We start from the raw sequence: 20,775 nt of genomic DNA on the forward strand, positions 1-20,775 counted from the left end.
GATCGACACCACAAGAGTAAACACGGGTGGCCCGGATTACCGAATTTCGGGCCCCAGGGCATCCGTGGCGGATCCCGGGCCGGTCTGGCACCGGAGGGTTCCGGCACCAATCCAGGCGGTTAACAGAGAAGGACCCCCGCCGGTGGCAGGGGTCCTTTTCGAAGCTTCGCGGGAAGCGGCGGTCTTAGCCGCCGACGCGGATGAAGACCGGGCCGGAACCGACGTTGACGCTGTAGAGGGCGGTGGTGCCGCCGTTCCAGCCGCCGTGGACGGCCATGCCGTTGCCGACGTAGACGGCGATGTGGGCCATGCCCATGCCGCCGTTCTGGTAGTACGCGAGGTCACCCGGCTGCGCTTCGGCGGCGCTGACGGTGCGGCCCAGGGACAGGTAACCTGCCGGCCAGCCGTGGTAGTGGATGCCGACGGCGGCCAGGGCGTTGGTGGCCAGCATGGTGCAGTCCTGGGACACGCCGATCTGAGCGTAAGCGGCGGCGGCGATCGAGGCGCCCATGCCGCTGGTGGCGGCCGGAGCCTTGGTGGCGACGGACGCGTTGACCGCGGTGCCGGCGGCCGGGGTGGCTGCGGCGGTGGTGTCTGCTTCCTGCACCTTGACGACGGGCTTCGGGGCCTCGACGACTGGGGCGGCCGCGGTAGTCACAGCAGGCTTCTCGTAGGAGATGGCGATGCTGGAGGCCGCCGAGATGGTGGCCGGAGCGGTGGACTGAACCTCGGTGGCGGAAGCAGAGGTGGATTCGCGCTGAACGTTGGTCTCAGCGGCGTTGGCCGCGATACCGCTGGTCAGGACCAGGCCGGAGGCAGCAGCGATAACCGCGGCCTGGCGACCCATGCCACCGGCGTTGTCGCCGACGGCCTTGGCAATGACAGCCAGCGAGTTGGTCTTGGTGACCTCCGCGCGGTGGCGTGCAATGGTTGCACGAGTAGTCATTTAGTTCTCTCTTTCGTGATCCTTTGTGTCCGCGCTCTTGAACAGGCGGGACTAAGGACGCTCCGGCATCTTGGGGGTACGCCGGATCGCCCCGAAACGGGTTTCTTTAGCGAAGGGTGTACTGCGAAGACGCGCCAAAAGCAGGAACTGCATTGCGTGAACCATCCCGGGCGCCGGCAAGGGCAACGCGGTGCATGGTAATCAGCGGGCTCGACTGAGCCTCGCCGGCGCGAAAACGCGCAGCATTGTGGCGTGAAGACACGAAAGTAGCCTCTCCCAATGCCTACGAGGTGAGCTGTCGGATTCGGATGGGAGTCACCCGGCCGCTCCGCTTCCTGGGAAGCTTTGCGACTTAACCCCTAGGCCTTCTTGCGAAGACCAAAATTGGTTCCCCCGCCCCTGCCAGACGATGTCATGCGAACGGACCTTGAGCGGTGGCAGAGTTAGGCAATCCACTCAAGAGCGCCAACTTCGGTGAAGTTGGCGTGCTTCATACGGTACAACAGTTCGGACTCAATGTCACATTCAGATCACGGCGTGTCACGGAAGTGTGAGCATTGCGAAGGGCTCTTCTAGAGCCAGCCCAGCGGATCAACGACGTCCCCATTGACCATCACCTCGAAGTGGAGGTGGCAGCCGGTGGAGGCACCGGTTGTTCCGCTCATCGCTATCACATCGCCACGGGAGACCTTCTGGCCGACGTGGACGCTGGATGACGACAAGTGGTTATACGTGGTCTCCAGGCCATTGCCATGGTCGACCACAATCCGGTTGCCGCCCCCGTAGGGGTGCCAGCCGGAGAAGGTTACGGTGCCGCTTGCTGCGGCATGGACGGCCGTCCCGCACTGGGCGGCGTAGTCCTGGCCGCGGTGGAATTCGCCCACCGCGCCGGTAATGGGGCTGATCCGGTAACCGAAGGGCGAAGCCGTGATCATGGTGTCCAGCGGGGCGCCGAGCGTCCCCGCGGATGCGGCGCGGGTGATGGAGCCGACGGATTGCGCGCTGAGCAGCTGCTTGAGCTTGCCGTCCGGGTCGCCCTTGGTGGTGACGGCGGTGCGGTTGAAGTCGATCTGGGCCGCGGCGGCCTTGACCTCGGGCTGGGCCGCCGCGGAGACAGATCCCGAGGTGGGGGCGTCGACGGCCAGAGCGGGGCCGGTAACGGGGACGGCCACGGTGAGCGCGATGCCAGCGGCGGCCAGGGTCATGCCGGCCTTCTGGCCCATGCCGGTGACGGCGGCGAAGTCTGCGACCTGGCGGAGCGGGCTGCGCCGGCTGCGGCGCTCGTCCCGGTGCGCGTCGCGGGGGCGCGGGGCGGTGACGTCGACGGCGGGGCGCGGCTCCGGAGCCGGGCCGGCGGCGCGGCGGCGCCCGCGGACGGTCTGCGTGCTCAAGTGGTTCCTCTCTGAAAAGCCTGCGAAGTTAGCTGTCGGATTCGGGTCAGAGAGTGCATAGACCCGGTCCGCCGATGCAAGCATCCAGGCAGAGAGGCACCCGGAAATGGTGTCCTCAGAGAGTTCGCTTGCCGCTAGCGGACTTCACCCCAAGGCCGGAATTACCGGCCGGTAGTGGTTCCCCCGCCTCTGCCAGAAGGTGATTCGCACCCTGATCCGCTGGCAGAGCTCGGCTTCGGATCAGGTAACGCTTTAGTCTCGGTACTAGTCGATAACTATAGGGGATTAAGACCCGTAGTAATAATTTCGTTATCTCCTAGACGGGCTAGTAAACAGCACACTTACGGTATGCTTCCGCGTCGCCCTACCCGCGGGTAACGAAAACGTGGGCGGCGACCTCGGGCGGCAGCTCGAGCGCGCCCTCAATGTCGGGGACGCGGACGGAGATGTACTCCCCCACCCGCTCCAGCGAGACGGTGGCCCCGGGCCGGATACCGCCCTCGTCCAGCTGCACCAGCAGCTCGGGTTCCACCTGGATGGGTTCGGCAAGCCGGCTCACGGTGATTCTGGAGTCCGCGGCATATCCCGCCATGGCGTCCAGGAGGTTGACGACGCCGTCGGCCTGTTCCGCCGTCGGCAGACCGCCCAGTTCGGCGAGGCCCGGGATGGGGTTGCCGTACGGGGAGACGGTGGGGTGGTCCAGCATCTCGAAGATGCGGCGCTCAACCCGTTCGCTCATCACGTGCTCCCAGCGGCAGGCTTCCTCATGGACATAGGCCCAGTCCAGGCCGATCACGTCGGCCAGCAGCCGTTCGGCGAGGCGGTGCTTGCGCATCACCTCGGTGGCGCGCCGCCGACCCACCTCGGTCAGTTCCAGGTGGCGGTCGCCGGAGACCACGACCAGCCCGTCGCGTTCCATCCGGCCGACGGTCTGGGAGACGGTGGGTCCGGAGTGGCGGAGTCGTTCGGCAATGCGGGCCCGGAGCGCGACGATGTTCTCTTCCTCAAGCTCCAAAATGGTCCGAAGATACATCTCCGTAGTGTCGATCAGATCCGTCATCCAGCTCAGCTCCTTGAGCGCCGTCCTTGCGTCATTCCACCGTACAGCGTGCGGGGTGCGGCCACCCGGGATCCGCCATACGCTCCGGACAGCCTAGCCTATTGTGAATTACTCCGGATAATTTGAGGGCCGGCTTCCTGACCGGACTATGACAGCCCGTTTTCCGGCACCGGGGCCGCCGTCGGGCAGAATGGAAGCGGTCCTTACCGGCCGACCAGCCACCTCTCGCACCCAGCCGACCATTGGAGCCATTGTGAGCGACACCAGCATCACCATTCCCGCGAACCTTCTTCCCAAGGACGGCCGGTTTGGCGCCGGGCCCTCGAAGGTCCGCCCGGAACAGATGGAGGCCCTGGCGTCGGCCTCGACCACCCTGCTCGGCACCTCCCACCGCCAGGCCCCGGTCAAGAACCTGGTGGGCTCGGTCCGCTCCGGCCTCAGCGACTTCTTCCGCGCCCCCGAGGGCTACGAGGTGGTCCTGGGGGTGGGCGGCTCGACGGCGTTCTGGGATATCGCCAGCTTCGGGCTCGTGGAGAACAAGGCACAGCACCTCTCCTTCGGCGAGTTCGGCTCCAAGTTCGCCGCCGCCACGAACAAGGCGCCCTTCCTGGCCGAGTCCTCGATCATCAAGGCCGAGCCGGGCACCCGGCCCGAGGCGCGGGCGGAGGCCGGTGTGGACGTCTACGCCTGGCCGCAAAATGAGACCTCCACCGGCGTGGCCGCCCCGGTCCGGCGGGTGGCCGGTGCGGAGGAGGGTTCGCTGGTCCTGGTCGACGCGACCTCCGCCGCCGGCGGCCTGGATGTCGACGTCGCGGAGTCCGACGTCTACTACTTCGCGCCGCAGAAGAACTTCGCCTCCGACGGCGGCCTGTGGCTTGGCCTGTTCTCCCCCGCGGCCCTGGAGCGGGCCGCCCGGGTCAAGGCCTCCGGCCGCTGGATCCCGGACTTCCTGGACCTGCAGACCGCCATCGACAACTCGCGGCTGAACCAGACCTATAACACCCCCGCGCTGGCGACCCTGGTGACCCTGGACGCGCAGGTGCGCTGGCTCAACGCCAGCGGAGGCCTGGACTTCGCCGCGGCGCGCACCGCCGACTCCGCCGGACGGATTTACCGGTGGGCCGAGGCGTCCAGCTTTGCCACCCCGTTCGTTACGGACCCGGCCGACCGCTCCAACGTGATCGCCACGATCGACTTCGACGAGTCGGTCGACGCGGCCGCGATCGCCAAGGTGCTGCGCGCCAACGGGATTGTCGACACCGAGCCGTACCGGAAGCTGGGCCGTAACCAGCTGCGGATCGCGACCTTCGTAGCGATCGAGCCGGACGATGTGTCGGCCCTGCTGGAGTGCATCGACTACGTCGTGGCAGAGCTGGCGAAGTAGGCCCGGGGCCGCCCTCCGGGGCGGCCTAGCGGCTGGCGGCGTCGTCGGGGTTTACCGCCCGGACGACGCCGTCGTCGTCTGCCGTGCCGATCGCCCCGCCGGGCACCAGCCGGAAGAAGCGCAGGCCGCGGGCCCGCCGGTTGAAGGCGATCCGCAGGTGGCGTGCCCGGATGATCCAGGCCATCCCGATCAGGGCCGCGCCCACGCCGGCTGCAGCGGCGACGCCCATGGACCAGCGCGGGCCGGCGACGTTCGCCACCCAGCCGACGAACGGCGCCCCGATGGGTGTTCCGCCCATGAAGATCGCCATGTACAGGGCCATCACGCGGCCGCGCATGGCCGGGTCCGTGGTGGTCTGCACGTAGCCGTTGGCGCTGGTCATCATGGTGATGGCGCACAGGCCCACCGGAACCAGGGCCACGCCGTACCAGAAGTAGTTCGGGGCCAGAGCGGCCAGCCCGGAGGTGATGCCGAAAACCCCGGCGGCCCCGAAGATCATCCGCATCCGCGGGCGGCCGCGGCCGGCCGAGAGCAGGGCCCCGGCGACCGAGCCGATGGCCATGATCGAGTTCATCAGCCCGAAGGCACCGGCGTCGAGGCCGAACTCGGTGCCCACCATCGCGGCGATGAAGAGCACGAAGTTCAGGCCCAGGGTCCCGACGATGAAGACCGCCACGAGGACCACCACAATGTCCGGCCGGTGCCGTACGTAGCGCAGTCCCTCCCGGATCCGGCCCTTGCCGCCGCGCGCCTTGGGGAGTTTCCGCAGCGACGCCGTCGGGATCCGGGCGAGGCTGGCCAGCAGCGCCACGAAGGTCAGGGTGTTGACCAGGAACACCCAGCCGGGCCCGATCGCGACGGTCAGGACACCGGCGACCGCGGGCCCGATCATCCGGGCGACGTTGAAGGAGGCGCTGTTGAGGGCGACGGCGTTGGGCAGGTAGTCGTCCTTGACCAGCTCCGAGACGAAGGTCTGGCGGACCGGGGCGTCGACGGCCGAGACGACGCCCAAAAGCAGGGCAAAGATGTACACGTGCCAGAGCTGCGCCGCCCCGGAGAGCACCAGCGCGCCCAGCAGGGCGCTCAGCAGCGCCATGGACGACTGGGTGAGGTTCAGGAGGGTCTTGCGGTTGAAGCGGTCGGCCACCAGTCCGGCGACCGGGGCCAGGAACAGCTGGGGTCCCAGCTGGAGGGCCATGGTGATGCCCATGGCGCCGGCGTCCTGGTGGCTGAGGTGATCAAAGACCAGCCAGTCCTGGGCGGTCCGCTGCATCCAGGTGCCGATGTTCGAGACCAGGGCCCCGAGGAACCAGATGCGGTAGTTCAGGATGTGCAGCGATTTGAAGGTGGACCTCATGGAAGGTCCTCCCGCTGCTCCGCCCTGAACGCCGCCAAACCGCTAGTCGGTCCCGGCGACGGACCGGGCGTCCGCTGCGCGTTCGTCGGGTTCGTCCCCGGGCTCGTCCGTCGCGCCGGTCCCGGACTCCGCGGGAGCGTCATCCTGGCCCGACTCGTCCTGGGCGGCGTCCCGCACGGCGTCGTCCCGGGCGGCGTCGGGGCTGCCCGCGTTGTCGGACTCGGCTTCGGATTGGTTCCGGTGCTCAGCCCCGGTGTCCTCGTGACCGTCGTCGGGCTGGGCGTCCTCGGGCCGGACGCGTTCGGCCCACGGCACCCACTCGGGGGCCAAGATGGAGTCCTCCGAGGGCAGCAGCCCCAACTCGTCCACCGTCACCACCTTGGAGCGGGAGTTGCGGGTCAGCACGGCGTACCACTGCCAGCCGCCGTAGCCGGGAAGCTTGGACTCGAACAGGTGGGTCACCAGGCGGTCACCCTCGCTCTTGGCGGCCAGGTGGCGGCCGACCTGCCCGGGCTCGGCGATGCCCTCCACCGCGGCACGGGCTACGTCTACGGACGCGGCCAGGAAGGCGTCGGGCTTGCCCACCCGCCACACGGGCACCCCATAGCGCGGTTTGGCCGCCGACTTCGTGCCCTTCGCTCCGGCGGCGGACGCCTTGGACGCCGGCTTCCGTCCGGAGTCGGGCACCGGGGAGCCGGTCTCTTCAGGTTCCGCAGTCATCGGCCGGACCCTACGCGTCCAGCTCGTCGGCAACCTTGCGCAGGGCGGCGGCAATAGCCTTCGCCTTGTTGCCCTCGGGGTACTTGCCGGCCGACAGGGTGCCGGAGAGGTTGTCCAGCACCGTCACCAGGTCCTGGACCAGGGGCGCGAGGTCCTTGGCGCTGGGCCGCTTTGCCTTGGCGATCGACGGAGTCTTGTCCAGCACCCGCAGGCCCAGGGCCTGGGCGCCCTTGCGGCCGTCGGCCACGCCGAACTCAACCCGGGTTCCGGCCTTCAGCTCAACGACGCCCTCGGGCAATGCGGACTTGGGCAAGAAGACCTCCTGGCCGTCCTCGCCCGCGAGGAATCCGAAGCCTTTTTCCTTGTCATACCACTTGACCTTGCCGGTAGGCACGTAATCAACCTTCTTCGTTCTGCTGGGACGCGGCCGGCGGTCACCGCATCCGCACCGATGTGCGGGTTCAGGGTATGACCGCCCCGACCGTGTTGGTCTGTTCCTTCAAGGTTATCGTGCCCGGGCAGATTTGAGCGCTTGAGGCGCGGATGCAGGCGGACTGTTAGCGTTGCTGTCATGACTCCACAGCGTCTCCGGCGCTCCCTGCTGATCCTCGCCGCCGCCGTCGCCGTCCTTTCCCTGGCCGCCTTCGGCGCGGTGATCGCCCTGGCCGCCGGCAACGCCTTGGCGCCGGTCTGGCTGACCTCGGCCGCGCTGTACGGCCTGCCGGCCGCGTTCTTGCTGATGGCCCTCCTGGTGCTCGACGCCGTCATCGCCCGCCGCCGTGCCCGCGGCCTCGGCAGGGGCTGACGGAGACCCCATGTCCCAGATCCGCGCGCTCGGCGAGGACCTGCAGGCGCGCAGCGACGAGTCGTTGCGCGCGCTGTTCGCCGCGCGGCCGGACCTGATGATCCCCGCGGTCCCCGACTTCGCCGCCCTGGCCGCTCGGGCCAGCGGCCGCGTCAGCGTCCAACGCGCCTTGGAACGGCTGAACCGGCCGCAGATGCAGGTGCTGGAGGCGCTGCACCTGTGCACCAACGCCGACACCGGCCACAGCGCCTCGGCGGCAACCCTCAAGCGGCTGATCAAGGGCTCCACCGTGGCGGCGCTGGAGCGGCTGCTGGCCTCGCTCCAGGACCTGGCCCTCGTGCACCGGGCCGATCCGCCGCACGGCACGGGGGCCCCGGCGGCACGGCAACGCCACTACCTGCCGGTCGGCAGCCTGAAGGATGTCATCGGCATCTATCCGGCGGGCCTGGGCCGCAGCTACACCGAGCTCGTGCGCCTGCAGCCGGCGTTCGCGCAGCGGGTGGTCCAGCTGGTGGCCGAGCTGCACCAGTCCGGGGCGGGGATCGCGCCGGCGGACACCCCGATGGACGCCGCCCTCGCCCTGCAGCACTGGACCGGCTCGCCCGAGGCGCTGCAGGCCCTGCTCTCCCGCGCCCCGGACCGGACCGCCGCGCTGCTGGACCGGTTCGGGAACTGGGCCATGGGCGCGGTCCCGCAGGCGCAGCGCCGCGTGTCCGTGCTGACCGAGACTGTCGACGCCGGGCCGGTCGACTGGCTGCTGGCCCGCGGCCTGCTGGTCCCGCTGGACGCCGCGCACGTGGAACTGCCGCACAGCGTGGGGCTGGCCCTGCGCGGCGGGTACGTGATCGACCACTTCGCCCTGGCCCCGCCGGTGCCGAACCTGGGCCTGACCAGCGCCGCGCTGCGCCGGAACGCGGCGCTCGGCGCGATCGCCGAGACCCTCCGGCTGGCCGGCGAACTGCTGCACGCCGTCCAGGCCCAGCCGCTTGTCACGCTCCGCAGCGGCGGCGTCGGCGTCCGGGAAATGAAGCGGCTCGCGGACACGCTGCGGATCGGGCTGCCGGAAGCCGGGGTGCTGGTGGAACTGTGCGCCCTGGCCGGACTGCTCCGGCTCGACGTGGACAGCTCGGCCTGGGTCCAGCCCGAGCAGCTGGAATGGTTGACCCTGCCGCGGCAGGAGCAGTGGCTGTGGCTGGTCAACGCCTGGCTCTCCAGCGAACGCGTCCCCTCCCTCGTGGGCCAGCCGGCCGGCGGCGCGTCCGCCCCGTCGGGCCGGGCCGCGGGGGCCGCAGGCACCATCAACGCGCTCTCCGCCGAGGCCCAGCGGCCGGACGCTCCGGTGGTGCGCAAACGGATCCTGGAGATCCTGCAGGAGCTCACCATTGAGGCCGGTGCCGCGGACGGCCAGGCACCGGTACTGGACGCCGCGGCGGTGCTGGAACGTGCCGACTGGTCGCAGCCGCGCATGGCCCGCCGCTTCAGCTCGCTGATCCGCGGCGTGCTGGCGGAGGCGGAGATGCTGGGCCTGGTGGGTTCCGGGGCGCTGAGCCAGATCGGCGCCGAGATCGCCTTGGACCATCCGGAGACGGCGCTCGGCATCCTCGGCGAACACCTTCCGGCGGCCGTGAACCACGTGCTGCTTCAGGCCGACCTGACCGCCGTCGCACCCGGCTACCTGGACCCGGAGCTAAGCGGGAAGCTGCTCGCCATGGCCGACGCCGAGGGCCAGGGCCCGGCGACCATCTACCGGTTCTCGGTCGGCTCCATCCGGCGCGCCCTCGACGCCGGCCAAGACGCCGCGGGCCTGCTGGAATTCCTCCGGACGCACTCGGCCACCGCGGTGCCGCAGCCGCTGGAGTACCTGATCGAGGACACCGCGTCCCGCCACGCGCGGCTGCGGGTGGGCCCGGCGTCCAGTTTCATCCAGAGCGAGGACGAGACGGCGCTCCTGGAACTACTCAACGCCCCCGCCGCCGCGGGACTGGGCCTCATCCGCCTCGCCCCGACGGTCCTGGTCTCCACGGCCGCTCCCCGGGACGCGGCCCAGGTGATGCGCGGACTGGGCATGACGCCCTCCCTCGATGACGCCGCGTCCGCCGTCGTCCGGCTGCGGCGCAGCGCCGCCGCGCCCGGCAGCGCACGCCCCGTCTACACGGCGCCCCGCTCGGCCCCCGAGGACGCCGACGTCGACGCCCAGCTCGCGGTGCTCCGCGGCGGGCACCCGGCCGGCGGCGCGGGACCCGGCTCCGCCCACGGTCCGGGCGGTCCCGGCGCCGCGGGGACGGCGGCCGAGGCCAGCACCCAGCTGGGGCTGGAGACCCTGCACCGGGCGATCCGGTTGAAGCAGGCGGTGATGATGAACGTGGTCGACGGCCTCGGGAATGCCACCCGCGAGCGCGTTGTTCCGCTTGCAGTGAGTGGTGGACGGGTCCGTGTGTTCGACCCCGCGAGGGAGACCGAACGGGTCCTGTCCGTCCACCGGATCATTGATGTCGAGGCCACCGAGGAACTGCTCCCGTGAATGACGGACCACTGATCGTCCAGAGCGACAAGACCATCCTGCTGGAGGTCGACCACGAGCTGGCCACCGAGGCCCGGCACGCCATCGCCGCCTTCGCCGAGCTCGAACGCGCCCCCGAACACGTGCACAGCTACCGCCTGACGCCGCTGGGGCTCTGGAACGCGCGGGCCGCGGGCCTGGACGCCGAAAAAGTGCTGGACACGCTGCTGAAGTACTCCCGCTTCCCGGTGCCGCATGCCCTCCTGATCGACGTCGAGGAGACCATGTCCCGGTACGGCCGGCTGCGGCTGGAGAAGGACCCCCAGCACGGCCTGGTCATGCGCACCTCCGACTACCCGGTCCTCGAGGAAATCAGCCGCGCGAAGAAGATCGCGCCGCTGCTCGGCCCGCGGATCGACGCGGACACCGTGGTGGTCCACTCCTCCCAGCGCGGGCAGCTCAAGCAGCTGTTGCTGAAGCTCGGCTGGCCCGCCGAGGACCTGGCCGGCTACGTGGACGGGACCCCGCACCCGATCATGCTGGACGAGACCGGCTGGAAGCTCCGGCCCTACCAGCGGCTGGCCACGGAGAACTTCTGGGCCGGCGGCAGTGGCGTCGTCGTGCTCCCCTGCGGCGCCGGCAAGACCCTGGTGGGCGCCGCCGCGATGGCCACCAGTTCCACCACCACGCTCATCCTGGTCACCAACACCGTCTCGGCCCGGCAGTGGAAGGACGAGCTGCTCAAGCGCACCTCCCTGACCGAGGAGGAGATCGGTGAGTACTCCGGCTCCGTCAAGGAGGTCCGGCCGGTGACCATCGCCACCTACCAGGTGCTCACCACCAAGCGCGGCGGCCTGTACCCGCACCTGGAACTGGTCGACGGCAACGATTGGGGCCTGATCATCTATGACGAGGTCCACCTGCTGCCGGCGCCGATCTTTCGGATGACCGCGGACCTGCAGGCACGGCGCCGGCTGGGGCTCACGGCCACCCTGGTCCGCGAGGACGGCCGCGAGGGCGAGGTCTTCAGCCTGATCGGCCCCAAGCGCTACGACGCCCCGTGGAAGGACATCGAGGCGCAGGGCTACATCGCACCGGCGGACTGTGTTGAGGTCCGGGTGGACCTGCCGCGGGACGAGCGGGTGGCGTACGCCATGGCCGACGACGCCGACAAGTACCGGCTCTGTGCCACGTCCGAGACCAAGACCGGGATCGTGGAGCGGCTGGTTGCCGAGCACAAGGGCGAGCAGCTGCTGGTGATCGGCCAGTACATCGACCAGCTGGACGAGATCGGCGGGCGCCTCAAAGCCCCGGTGATCAAGGGCGACACCTCCGTCAAGGAACGCCAGCGCCTCTTCGACGCCTTCCGCGCCGGCGAGGTCCGCACCCTGGTGGTGTCCAAGGTGGCCAACTTCTCCATCGACCTGCCGGAGGCGTCCGTGGCCATCCAAGTCTCCGGGTCCTTCGGGTCCCGTCAGGAGGAGGCGCAGCGGCTGGGCCGGCTGCTGCGGCCCAAGCAGGACGGCCGCGCCGCCCGCTTCTACTCCCTGGTGGCCCGGGACACCCTGGACCAGGACTTCGCCGCGAAGCGCCAGCGGTTCCTGGCCGAGCAGGGCTACGCCTACCGGATCATGGACGCCAAGGACGTCGGCGCCGGGGACTAGGCCCCGCCGCTCCCCTGTCGCACTAGCCGCATCACTTCCCGGACGCGGAACGGCCCGGTCCCGCCGCCGCAGCGGACGGTCCCGGGCCGCCGTTATCCTTGCCTGCCTCGCCGCCTAGGTGACGCCGGTGGAGCCGTCCTGTTCCATCAACCCGGTCCGCGGATCGAGCTGCGGCTTCTGGTAGGCGAACTCCCCGCCGCTTCGCCCACCGAAGGGGCGTCCGTGGTCGGCGAACTCCTCCCGGAAGTAGGCCAGGCACCACGGACCCATCTGCAGCCGTGCTCCGGTGCGGAGGATGGAGCTGTCCGCGGGGCCGAAGCTTCCGGTGACCACCCCGTGCCGGACCAGGACGTACTCGTCCCGTTCGTTGTGGACGATCTCCGCATGGATTGGTTCGAGGCCGTCCAACTGCAGGTCGGCGTCCGGCCCGCTGCCGATGCTCATCCGTTCCCCGGAGAGATTGAACTCGCGCGGCACCTGGCCGTCCCACGTTGCCGAGTCCTGGACGAAGATCAGCCGTGGACGCCCGCTGCCCCTGGTGTGGTGCGTCGTGGTCACCTTGCGCACGATCCGCCGCTTGACCGTGGGCAGCAGCGGCAGCGGGGTTTCCGGCGGGAGCAGGGACATCCCGACGTCCTTGGTCCGCCCGCCGCGCCGGGCCAGCGGAGCCACGGTGCGCACGTTGCCGAGCCGGATATGCGGGGACCGGGTCAGCAGCCGCTGGGCCCGGCCCGTCCGGACCGACCCCAGGGATGCGATGAGACCCTGCGGTCCCTCGATCACTACGGTGAGTCCCTGCTCGGCCAAGGTCTTAGCCAGCGGGCGCAGCTGCTGCAGGGATGGCATCCGCTGGCCAAACGACGCGTCGAGGCTGCCCAGCGTCACCTTCACCTCGGTGCCGGCCGCCTGAAGCGTGCCGGAAGTACCCCCACCGGAGGGTTCCGTCACGGAGAACTCCAGGTCGGCGTCGACCCTGAACCGGGGTCCCATGTCAGCGTCTGTTCTTGTCGGACCCCGCCGCATCGCGGTCGCTGGTCGTCACGCGGAGGCTGCCGTTGAGCTTCCACGTGGCCCGCGGCGCATCCGGGCCGATGTCACGCGGCACCTCTACGGTCATGTCGACGAACTCGTAGTTGATCGCGGCGCCCTTACCCGTCAGGTAGGACCACATTTCCTCTGCAAGATCCGCCCAGTCCCGGATGGAACGGTTGGCCGCTGAGTCCGCCCCGCCGGACTGTGGAATTGTCGCTTCAGACATCGTTTACTCCAGTCGTAGAGTGACGCTCCCGGCTGGAACCGGGCCGTTAGCCAACTCTAATCCGGGACCCGCCGCACGGGAATGGCTTCGCCAAGGTTCTCTCCGGAAGGGCACCCGGAGATGATCACGCAACACACACGATTCGTCCAGAAAACTCACAGAGTCTGGGAGCAAGATGGGAATCATGAAAAAGAACGGTCCCGAAGCCAAGCTGCTCGTCGTCGATGATGAACCGAACATCCGCGAGCTGCTGTCCACCTCGCTGCGCTTCGCAGGCTTCGAGGTTGTTTCGGCCGGCACCGGGCGCGATGCCCTGGCAGCCGCCGACCAGCACTCCCCCGACCTGGCCGTCCTGGACGTCATGCTCCCGGACATGGACGGGTTCACCGTCACACGGCGCCTGCGCGCCGCCGGGAAGCACTTCCCCGTGCTGTTCCTGACCGCCAAGGACGACACCGAGGACAAGGTCACCGGGCTCACCGTCGGCGGCGACGACTACGTCACCAAGCCGTTCAGCCTCGACGAGGTCGTGGCCCGGATCCGCGCGGTGCTGCGCCGCACCCAGCCGCTGCAGGACGACGACGCCGTCATCCGCGTCGATGACCTGGAGCTCGACGACGACGCCCACGAGGTGCGCCGCGGCGGCACGGTGATCGAGCTCTCCCCCACCGAGTTCAAGCTGCTCCGCTACCTGATGCTCAACCCCAACCGGGTGCTCTCCAAGGCCCAGATCCTGGACCACGTCTGGGAGTACGACTTCAATGGCGACGCCTCGATCGTGGAGTCCTACATCTCGTACCTGCGGCGCAAGGTGGACACCGACCCCGGTGCCGCCGCCCTGATCCAGACCAAGCGCGGCGTCGGCTACGTGCTGCGGACGGCCGAGAAGCGCTGACCTTGCTGCGCCGGTGGAAGGCGGCCTCGCTGCGCTCGCAGCTGGTGGCCATCATGATGGCCCTGATGCTGGTGGCGTTGACCGCCACCGGCGCGGGAACGCTGGCCCTGCTGCACAGCTACCTGCAGGGCCAGGTCGACGACCGGCTCAAGGTCGCCGTCGAAACGGCCCACCAGCAACAGTCCTTCGAGCAGCTGCAGGACCAGGGGCCCAACGTCCCCACCGACTATTCGCTGTTGCTTTTCACCCCCGGCCAGCCGTCCATCATCTTCGGCGGCAAGGGTCCCCGGCCTGCCATCGGCAGCATCAGCCCGGAGGACGCCCGCAGCCGCGCGGAGGTTCCGTTCCAGGTCCGCGGCACCGACGGCCGGAACTGGCGGGTGGTGGCGGTCAACGTCCTGGACGCCAACCGGCGCAACGCCGTCGTCGTCATCGGCCTGCCCCTCTACCCGGTGGACTCCGTCATGGAGCACGCCACCCTGGTGGTGGTCGGCGTCGGACTGCTGACGCTGGTGCTGGCCTTCTTCATCGCCACCTGGACCGTTGGCCGGTCCTTCCGTCCTCTGTCCCGCGTGGAGAAGACCGCGGCCGCGATCGCCGCCGGGGACCTGTCCCGGCGCGTGGACGTGGAGAATCCGGACACCGAGGTAGGCCGGCTTAGCCGCTCCCTCAATGCCATGCTGGCCCACATCGAAACCGCGTTTGCCGCGCGAATGGCCTCCGAGGCCAAGATGCGCCGCTTCGCCGCCGACGCCTCCCACGAGCTGCGCACCCCACTGGTGACCATCCGCGGGTTCTCCGAGCTGTACCGGCACGGCGCCCTGGCCACCCCCGAGGACGTGGCCACCGCGATGGGACGGATCGAGAGCGAGGCCATTCGCATGGGCGCCATGGTGGAGGACCTCCTGCTCTTGGCCCGGATCGACGAGCAACGGCCGCTGCAGCAGAAACCCATTGACCTGCTCCTGCTGGGCCATGACGCCGTGGTGGACACCCAGGTTGCCGACCGCAGCCGGGTCGTCTCGCTGCGCGGGCTGGACGGCGGCGCCGCGTCCCCGGCGCCTGTGCTGGGCGACGAGGCGAAGCTGCGGCAGGTGATCAGCAACCTGGTGGGCAACGCTTTGCGCTACACGCCGGAGGGCAGCCCGATCGAATTGGCCGTGGGGGTGCGGACCGAGGCCGACGGCGGCCGCCGCTCGGTGATCGAGGTGCGTGACCACGGCGCCGGCGTCTCCGAGGAGGAGGCCGTCAGGATCTTCGAGCGGTTCTACCGCGCCGATACCTCCCGGACCCGGGAGACCGGCGGCAGCGGGCTGGGGCTGGCGATCGTCGCCGCCATCGTCGCCTCCCACTCCGGCAGCGTCCGGGTCCAGCCGACCGACGGCGGCGGCGCCACCCTGGTGGTAAGCCTGCCCTACCTGGACGAGGCGCCGTCAGAGGAGCCCGGGACGGCGGAGGTTCTTCCGGCTTTCGGCGACGGCACCGACCGGGCCGCGCCGGCTGACGGGCCCGCCGACGAAGTTGCTGCAATCGGTGGTGCGGACCGCGCCGCGGGCGGCAGCCAGGGAACCGGGTTATCCACATAGCGACCTTGCGGCGTGGAAGCCGACGGCGGCGCCTTCGTAGGCTCGAGGAGTCCGGAAAGCCCGGACCCTCCACCGCAGGCAGCCGGGAGCCCGCCGCACGGCCCTCCCTGTGGCCGCCCCTACCGGTCCGGCGCCCGGCTGCCTGCCCCTCGAAAGGCCGCACCGTGAGCATTCTTTCCGTCGATACCGAACTGTTGCAGCTCAAGTCCGCCACCGTCCAGGCCACGGTCGACCGGATCAGCGCCGACGTCCAGGCGATGAAACGCGGGCTGGAGGAACTTCAGTCCAGCTGGCGCGGCGCCGCCGCCACCAACTTCCAGGCGCTGGTCGTGGAGTGGTCCCTGACGCAGGGGAAGGTGGAAGCCTCCCTCGCCTCGATCAACCACGCCCTCAGTTCGGCGGCCGCGAACTACGACCAGACCGAGCTGAGCAACGCGCAGCGCTTCGGCTAGGGATCAGGCCTCGGCGGTGCCCTGGTGGAACCGCAGCCGCCACTGGTGTCCGTCGAGGACCCAGAGCGAGCTGCGCAGCACCGTTCCGGCCCGGGTCCGGCTGCGGTAGGTGAGCAGGACGGTGTCCGGGCCGATGCGCTCCGCCGCCAGCGTCTCCAGGGCCGCGTGGGGGCCGGGGTTTTCCTCCAGCGCCATCATGACCTCGTCGCGGGTCCAGAGCCGCCCGGAGCTGCCGATCTCGGTGAACTCCGGGTGCAGCAACACCCCGGTCCGGCCCAGGTCGGCCCTGGTCTCCGGCTGCAGCAGTTCCCGCTCCAGGGCCTCCACGATCCGCTCCGGCTCCTGCGCCGTCGCTGCGGCCGCGGTCTGGTCCGCCAGCTCACTGAACAGGTCCGGTTCCGCGTACCCGTCCGGGCCGCCGAAGAGGGTGGGCTCGTCAAAGGCCACGGGTGTCGCGGGTGACGCGGCTGCCGGGGCGGTTGCCTGCGAGGGCGCTGCCTGCGGGGCCGCCGGGGTGCCGGGCCGGACGAAGCCGGGGCCTTGCCGGACGGCGACACCCTGCTGGTAGGCCATGGCGGCGCCGCGGGCACGGTCATCCGCGGCCTCGTTTAGTTCGTGGCCGGCGTGGCCGCGGACCCACTCGAACCGGTATTTGCGGCCGACCAGGGCCCGGTCAATGTCCTTCAGGAGGTCCACATTGAGCACAGGTTTGCCGTCGGACTTCTTCCAGCCCTTCCGCTTCCAGCCCGGCATCCACTTGGTGACCGAGTTGATGACGTACTGGCTGTCGCAGAGGATGTGCAGCTCCTCGTCGGCGAGGTGGGCCGTGGAGCGGAAGAGGTCCAGCACGGCCATCAGCTCGCCCTGGTTGTTGGTGCCGTGCGGCCAGCCGCCGGCGTGCCAGCAGTTGTCGTTCACGTACCAGGCCCATCCGGCCGGACCGGGGTTTCCAAGGGCCGAACCGTCGGCCGCAGCTGTAATCGTCACTGCACTATCCTGCCAGACCTGCCTGCCTCCACCGCTCCCTCACCCCCGGCGCGGGCGGCTTAAACGCCGGCGGCGGCCCCACCATAAGGTGGGACCGCCGTCGTCGTTGTACCGGGGCCTGCAGCGGACTACCGGCCGGGGTGGGCCGGGTGGCCGGGTGGCTAGAAGCCGCCCATACCGCCCATGCCGCCCATGTCGTCGCCGCCGCCCATGGCCGGAGCGTTCTTCTCCGGCTTGTCGGCCACGACGGCCTCGGTGGTGAGGAACAGGCCGGCGATGGAGGCCGCGTTCTGCAGGGCAGAGCGGGTGACCTTCACCGGGTCGTTGATGCCGGCAGCCAGCAGGTCGACGTATTCGCCGGTGGCGGCGTTCAGGCCGTGGCCGGCGGCGAGGCCGCGGACCTTGTCCACCACAACGCCCGGCTCGAGGCCGGCGTTGAAGGCGATCTGCTTCAGCGGAGCGTCGATGGCAACGCGGACGATGTTCGCACCGGTAGCCTCGTCGCCCGAGAGCTGCAGGTTGGCGAACGCCTTGGCGCCGGCCTGGATCAGGGCCACGCCACCGCCGGCGACGATGCCCTCTTCAACGGCAGCCTTCGCGTTGCGGACGGCGTCCTCGATGCGGTGCTTGCGTTCCTTGAGCTCGACCTCGGTTGCGGCACCGGCCTTGATAACTGCAACGCCGCCGGCCAGCTTGGCCAGGCGCTCCTGCAGCTTCTCGCGGTCGTAGTCGGAGTCGGAGTTCTCGATCTCGGCGCGGATCTGGGACACGCGGCCGGCGATCTGGTCGGCGTCGCCGGCACCTTCGACGATGGTGGTCTCGTCCTTGGTGACAACAACCTTGCGGGCCTTGCCGAGCAGCTCCAGGCCGGCGGTCTCAAGCTTGAGGCCGACTTCCTCGGAGATGACCTGGCCACCGGTGAGGATGGCGATGTCGGCCAGCTGGGCCTTGCGGCGGTCGCCGAAGCCCGGAGCCTTGACGGCGACGGACTTGAAGGTGCCGCGGATCTTGTTGACGATCAGGGTGGCCAGGGCCTCGCCCTCGATGTCTTCGGCGATGATCAGCAGCGGCTTGTTGGACTGCATGACCTTCTCGAGGACAGCAACCAGTTCCTTGACGTTGGAGATCTTGGAGTTGACGATCAGGATGTACGGATCCTCGAGGACCGTTTCCTGGCGCTCGGCGTCGGTGACGAAGTAGGCGGAGATGTAGCCCTTGTCGAAGCGCATGCCTTCGGTGAGCTCCAGCTCGAGGCCGAAGGTGTTGGACTCCTCGACCGTGATGACGCCTTCCTTGCCGACCTTGTCCAGGGCCTCGGCAATGAGGGCACCGATCTCGTTGTCGCCGGCGGAGATGGACGCGGTGGCGGCGATCTCTTCCTTGGTCTCGATTTCCTTGGCGGAGGCCAGGAGCTCGGCGGTGACGGCGTCGACAGCCTTCTCGATGCCGCGCTTGAGGGACAGCGGGTCAGCGCCGGCCGCGACGTTGCGCAGGCCTTCCTTGACCAGGGCCTGGGCCAGCACGGTGGCGGTGGTGGTACCGTCGCCGGCGACATCGTCCGTCTTCTTGGCAACTTCCTTGACCAGCTCGGCGCCGATCTTCTCGTACGGGTCGTCCAGCTCGATCTCCTTGGCGATGGAAACACCATCGTTGGTGATCGTGGGGGCGCCCCACTTCTTCTCGAGGACGACGTTGCGTCCACGCGGGCCGAGGGTGACCTTGACGGCGTCGGCGAGGATGTTCAGACCCCGCTCAAGACCGCGGCGTGCCTCTTCATCAAATGCAATGATCTTGGCCATAACGGCAGTAGTCCTTTCGGGACAGTCGTTAAAGAATGAACCTTGGCGTCGGTGCCCGCGACGGACGATACCTGCCCGGCAGCCTCTGTACGCCGCCGGACCGGGATCTCACCCAGCCAGGTGTTTCCTTTGCTCCCGCGGCACCGATGCTGCGCCCGGACCGGGGCCCGGCGTTAGCAGTCGATGAGCGGGAGTGCTAACTCCATAATTAGCACTCCCCCGGGGAGAGTGCAAGAAGGCTTCGCGCTCCGGGGCCTGTCCACGCGGAGCGCTTCGCCGAGGGCGATCAGGACCCGCCGCTGCGGGCCGTTTCACTGCCGGTCATCTTCGCCGTGTTGTCCGGCCCGTAGGTGTACACCATGTAGGCCGCGGCGGTCACGTCGCCATTGCTATCGAAGCTCACGGGGCCGGACTGGCCCTCGTAGTTGGGGCGCTTGCCGGCGTGGAGGACGTCGACGCACTCCTTGTAGTTGTGGCAGTCGGCGGGCTCGCCGGCCACTGCCCCGCCCGAGCCCGCGGTGCCGCCGGAGACGGCGATGAGCCGGGAGGCGATGGAGGTGCCGGCGTCGTCCTGCGCCGCGGCGGCGGCGATGGCGGCGAGGTTGACGGCGTCGTAGGCCTCCGCGGCGAAGGTCATGTCCTTGAGCCCGGGATCGATGCCGACCAGGCCCGCCTGGAACTGCGCGCTGGGGAACGTGCCGGGGAGCACTCCGCGGGCACCGTCCAGGGCGTGGGAGCCCAGGCCCTGGCCGTACTGGCCCACCGCGCCGTCGGAGAGCACCAGCTTTTTCCCCGCGAGTCCGGCGTTGTTGAGTTCGGCGATGGCGCCCTGCGCACCCTGCCGGGCGATGAGGACCACGGCGTCGGGCGCGGCGGCCTTGGCCGCGGTCGCCGCCTGCTGTGCCTGGCCGGCCGGGAATTCGGCGTCGATGGGCGTGCCGAGGCCGGCGGACTTCGCCGCGGCGGAGACCGCCACGGAGACCTCCTTGCCGTAGCTTCCGGCCTCGTGCAGGACGGCGAGCGTCTTGGCGCCGCCGTCCTTGGCGAGCTTGACCAGGATGGAGGCTTGGGCGACGTCGGCGGCGGCGGTTCGGAAGTAGTAGCCTCCGCTCCGGTAGCTGCTGAGTCCCGGTGCGGCGGTGGCCGGGGAGATCATGGCGATTTTGGCTTTGGAGAGCACGTCGATCGCGGCGGCGGCGTGGCTGGAATCCGTGGGGCCGATGACGACGTCGGCCCTGGCCGCCGCGAGGGCCTTGGCCTGGGCGGCGGTGTCCGCACTGATGGTTTCGGGGAGCAGTTCCACGGGCTTGCCCTTATGGCCGCCGGCGGCGTTGATCTCCTTGACGGCGAGTTTCACCGCGGCCAGTTGCGGGGCGTTGAGGAAGCTCTGGTCCCCGGTGTTGTCCAGCAGCACACCGATCCGCAGGGTTCCGTCCCCGCTGGCCTCGGCGGCGTCCGTCCGGGCGTTGCCGGTGGCACCGGAGCACCCGGTGAGGGCCAGGGCGGAGGCAAGAAGGGCGGACAGGACGACGGCGGCGCCGCCGGCCGTTTGTCGGCTGGCTGTTCGTCGGCCGGCTGTGGCCCGCGCCGCGGCGGTCGGCGTTGAGTCAGGACGGGCCACTAGGCGGGCCTGACGCTCTCGGCCTGGGGGCCCTTTTCGCCTTCGCCTACCTCAAGTTCCACCCTCTGGCCCTCGGCCAGCGCACGGTAGCCCTCGCCGGCGATGGCGGACCAGTGGACGAAGACGTCGATGCCCGAGCCGTCCACGGTGATGAAGCCGTAGCCCTTCTCCGCATTGAACCACTTGACGGTGCCCAGAGCCATCGTTTCCACACTTTCAGCTAGCTTGGCCGCGGTGCACCTCGCTGTGCGCCGCGGAGCGGTCATGAACTCCGGCCACTGTACCCGCCGGTCCCGGGCGTGCCGGTCCGCGCGTCAGGGGGTCGGCCGGAACGTTATGCAGGCGTAACC

The 20,775-nt window shown here is 69.6% G+C and carries 19 protein-coding genes and 2 riboswitches; of the genes, 7 read left to right on the forward strand and 12 right to left on the reverse strand.

The window, feature by feature from the left end; all coding sequences use genetic code 11:
• Positions 1-184: 184 nt before the first annotated feature.
• The 3 genes from AB0O44_RS14905 to AB0O44_RS14915 form a co-directional block, all read right to left on the reverse strand.
• Positions 185-946, reverse strand: a complete 762-nt coding sequence (locus AB0O44_RS14905) for an NlpC/P60 family protein (protein WP_364138739.1) — start codon at positions 944-946, stop codon at positions 185-187.
• 266 nt (positions 947-1,212) lie between these two features.
• Positions 1,213-1,406, reverse strand: a riboswitch (cyclic di-AMP (ydaO/yuaA leader).
• Positions 1,407-1,518: 112 nt separating this feature from the next.
• Entirely contained in the window at positions 1,519-2,337 is an 819-nt protein-coding gene (locus AB0O44_RS14910) for a peptidoglycan DD-metalloendopeptidase family protein (RefSeq protein ID WP_290258699.1), read from the reverse strand.
• A 2-nt stretch (positions 2,338-2,339) separates the two neighbouring features.
• Positions 2,340-2,582: riboswitch (cyclic di-AMP (ydaO/yuaA leader) on the reverse strand.
• Positions 2,583-2,701: 119 nt separating this feature from the next.
• Positions 2,702-3,397, reverse strand: coding sequence for a metal-dependent transcriptional regulator (locus tag AB0O44_RS14915; protein ID WP_364138741.1), 696 nt, complete (start codon positions 3,395-3,397; stop codon positions 2,702-2,704).
• 253 nt (positions 3,398-3,650) lie between these two features.
• Here AB0O44_RS14915 and serC point away from each other — a divergent pair, with 253 nt between their 5' ends.
• Positions 3,651-4,781 (forward strand): phosphoserine transaminase, encoded by a 1,131-nt coding sequence (gene serC, locus AB0O44_RS14920; protein WP_364138743.1) that lies wholly within the window; start codon positions 3,651-3,653, stop codon positions 4,779-4,781.
• A gap of 25 nt (positions 4,782-4,806) precedes the next feature.
• On the opposite strand, the gene AB0O44_RS14925 is transcribed toward serC, so the two are convergent.
• Genes AB0O44_RS14925 through AB0O44_RS14935 form a run of 3 tightly spaced genes read right to left on the reverse strand, consistent with a single transcriptional unit; the run spans position 4,807 to position 7,252 of the window.
• Complete coding sequence (locus AB0O44_RS14925) at positions 4,807-6,138, reverse strand: MFS transporter (RefSeq protein ID WP_364138745.1); 1,332 nt, start codon at positions 6,136-6,138, stop codon at positions 4,807-4,809.
• Positions 6,139-6,180: 42 nt separating this feature from the next.
• A complete protein-coding gene (locus tag AB0O44_RS14930; protein ID WP_364138746.1) occupies positions 6,181-6,858 on the reverse strand; it encodes a DUF3027 domain-containing protein in 678 nt (225 codons plus the stop codon).
• 10 nt (positions 6,859-6,868) lie between these two features.
• A complete protein-coding gene (locus AB0O44_RS14935; protein WP_290258705.1) occupies positions 6,869-7,252 on the reverse strand; it encodes a cold-shock protein in 384 nt (127 codons plus the stop codon).
• A 177-nt stretch (positions 7,253-7,429) separates the two neighbouring features.
• Between AB0O44_RS14935 and AB0O44_RS14940 the strand changes: the two genes are divergently transcribed.
• Genes AB0O44_RS14940 through AB0O44_RS14950 form a run of 3 tightly spaced genes read left to right on the forward strand, consistent with a single transcriptional unit; the run spans position 7,430 to position 11,827 of the window.
• The gene (locus AB0O44_RS14940) at positions 7,430-7,663 is read left to right on the forward strand and encodes a hypothetical protein (RefSeq protein ID WP_364138748.1); all 234 of its coding nucleotides are present in this window, start codon (positions 7,430-7,432) and stop codon (positions 7,661-7,663) included.
• Positions 7,664-7,673: 10 nt separating this feature from the next.
• Positions 7,674-10,184 carry a helicase-associated domain-containing protein gene (locus tag AB0O44_RS14945; protein ID WP_364138750.1) on the forward strand — a complete coding sequence of 837 codons (2,511 nt, stop codon included), beginning with the start codon at positions 7,674-7,676 and terminating at the stop codon, positions 10,182-10,184.
• Positions 10,181-11,827, forward strand: coding sequence for a DNA repair helicase XPB (locus AB0O44_RS14950; RefSeq protein ID WP_364138751.1), 1,647 nt, complete (start codon positions 10,181-10,183; stop codon positions 11,825-11,827). Before AB0O44_RS14945 ends, AB0O44_RS14950 begins: the two co-directional genes overlap by 4 nt.
• A gap of 114 nt (positions 11,828-11,941) precedes the next feature.
• On the opposite strand, the gene AB0O44_RS14955 is transcribed toward AB0O44_RS14950, so the two are convergent.
• The gene (locus tag AB0O44_RS14955; protein ID WP_364138753.1) at positions 11,942-12,817 is read right to left on the reverse strand and encodes an FHA domain-containing protein; all 876 of its coding nucleotides are present in this window, start codon (positions 12,815-12,817) and stop codon (positions 11,942-11,944) included.
• Position 12,818: 1 nt separating this feature from the next.
• The gene (locus AB0O44_RS14960; protein ID WP_290258710.1) at positions 12,819-13,085 is read right to left on the reverse strand and encodes a hypothetical protein; all 267 of its coding nucleotides are present in this window, start codon (positions 13,083-13,085) and stop codon (positions 12,819-12,821) included.
• Positions 13,086-13,269: 184 nt separating this feature from the next.
• Between AB0O44_RS14960 and AB0O44_RS14965 the strand changes: the two genes are divergently transcribed.
• From AB0O44_RS14965 to AB0O44_RS14975, 3 genes are all read left to right on the forward strand, one after another.
• The gene (locus AB0O44_RS14965) at positions 13,270-13,980 is read left to right on the forward strand and encodes a response regulator transcription factor (protein ID WP_290258711.1); all 711 of its coding nucleotides are present in this window, start codon (positions 13,270-13,272) and stop codon (positions 13,978-13,980) included.
• 2 nt (positions 13,981-13,982) lie between these two features.
• A complete protein-coding gene (locus AB0O44_RS14970) occupies positions 13,983-15,566 on the forward strand; it encodes a HAMP domain-containing sensor histidine kinase (RefSeq protein WP_364138755.1) in 1,584 nt (527 codons plus the stop codon).
• A gap of 164 nt (positions 15,567-15,730) precedes the next feature.
• Positions 15,731-16,018, forward strand: a complete 288-nt coding sequence (locus AB0O44_RS14975; RefSeq protein ID WP_290258714.1) for a WXG100 family type VII secretion target — start codon at positions 15,731-15,733, stop codon at positions 16,016-16,018.
• A 3-nt stretch (positions 16,019-16,021) separates the two neighbouring features.
• Here the strand turns inward: AB0O44_RS14975 and AB0O44_RS14980 are convergent, their stop codons facing one another.
• From AB0O44_RS14980 to AB0O44_RS14995, 4 genes are all read right to left on the reverse strand, one after another.
• On the reverse strand, positions 16,022-17,005 hold the full coding sequence (locus AB0O44_RS14980) for a ribonuclease HI family protein (RefSeq protein ID WP_364138757.1): 984 nt from the start codon (positions 17,003-17,005) through the stop codon (positions 16,022-16,024).
• Between the two features lie 161 nt (positions 17,006-17,166).
• Positions 17,167-18,804 carry a chaperonin GroEL gene (groL, locus tag AB0O44_RS14985; RefSeq protein ID WP_290258716.1) on the reverse strand — a complete coding sequence of 546 codons (1,638 nt, stop codon included), beginning with the start codon at positions 18,802-18,804 and terminating at the stop codon, positions 17,167-17,169.
• A gap of 286 nt (positions 18,805-19,090) precedes the next feature.
• A complete protein-coding gene (locus AB0O44_RS14990; RefSeq protein WP_364138852.1) occupies positions 19,091-20,329 on the reverse strand; it encodes an ABC transporter substrate-binding protein in 1,239 nt (412 codons plus the stop codon).
• A gap of 95 nt (positions 20,330-20,424) precedes the next feature.
• Positions 20,425-20,628, reverse strand: coding sequence for a cold-shock protein (locus AB0O44_RS14995; RefSeq protein WP_290258717.1), 204 nt, complete (start codon positions 20,626-20,628; stop codon positions 20,425-20,427).
• Positions 20,629-20,775: the final 147 nt, after the last annotated feature.

Source organism: Arthrobacter sp. NPDC080082, assembly GCF_040686595.1.
Taxonomy (GTDB): domain Bacteria; phylum Actinomycetota; class Actinomycetes; order Actinomycetales; family Micrococcaceae; genus Arthrobacter.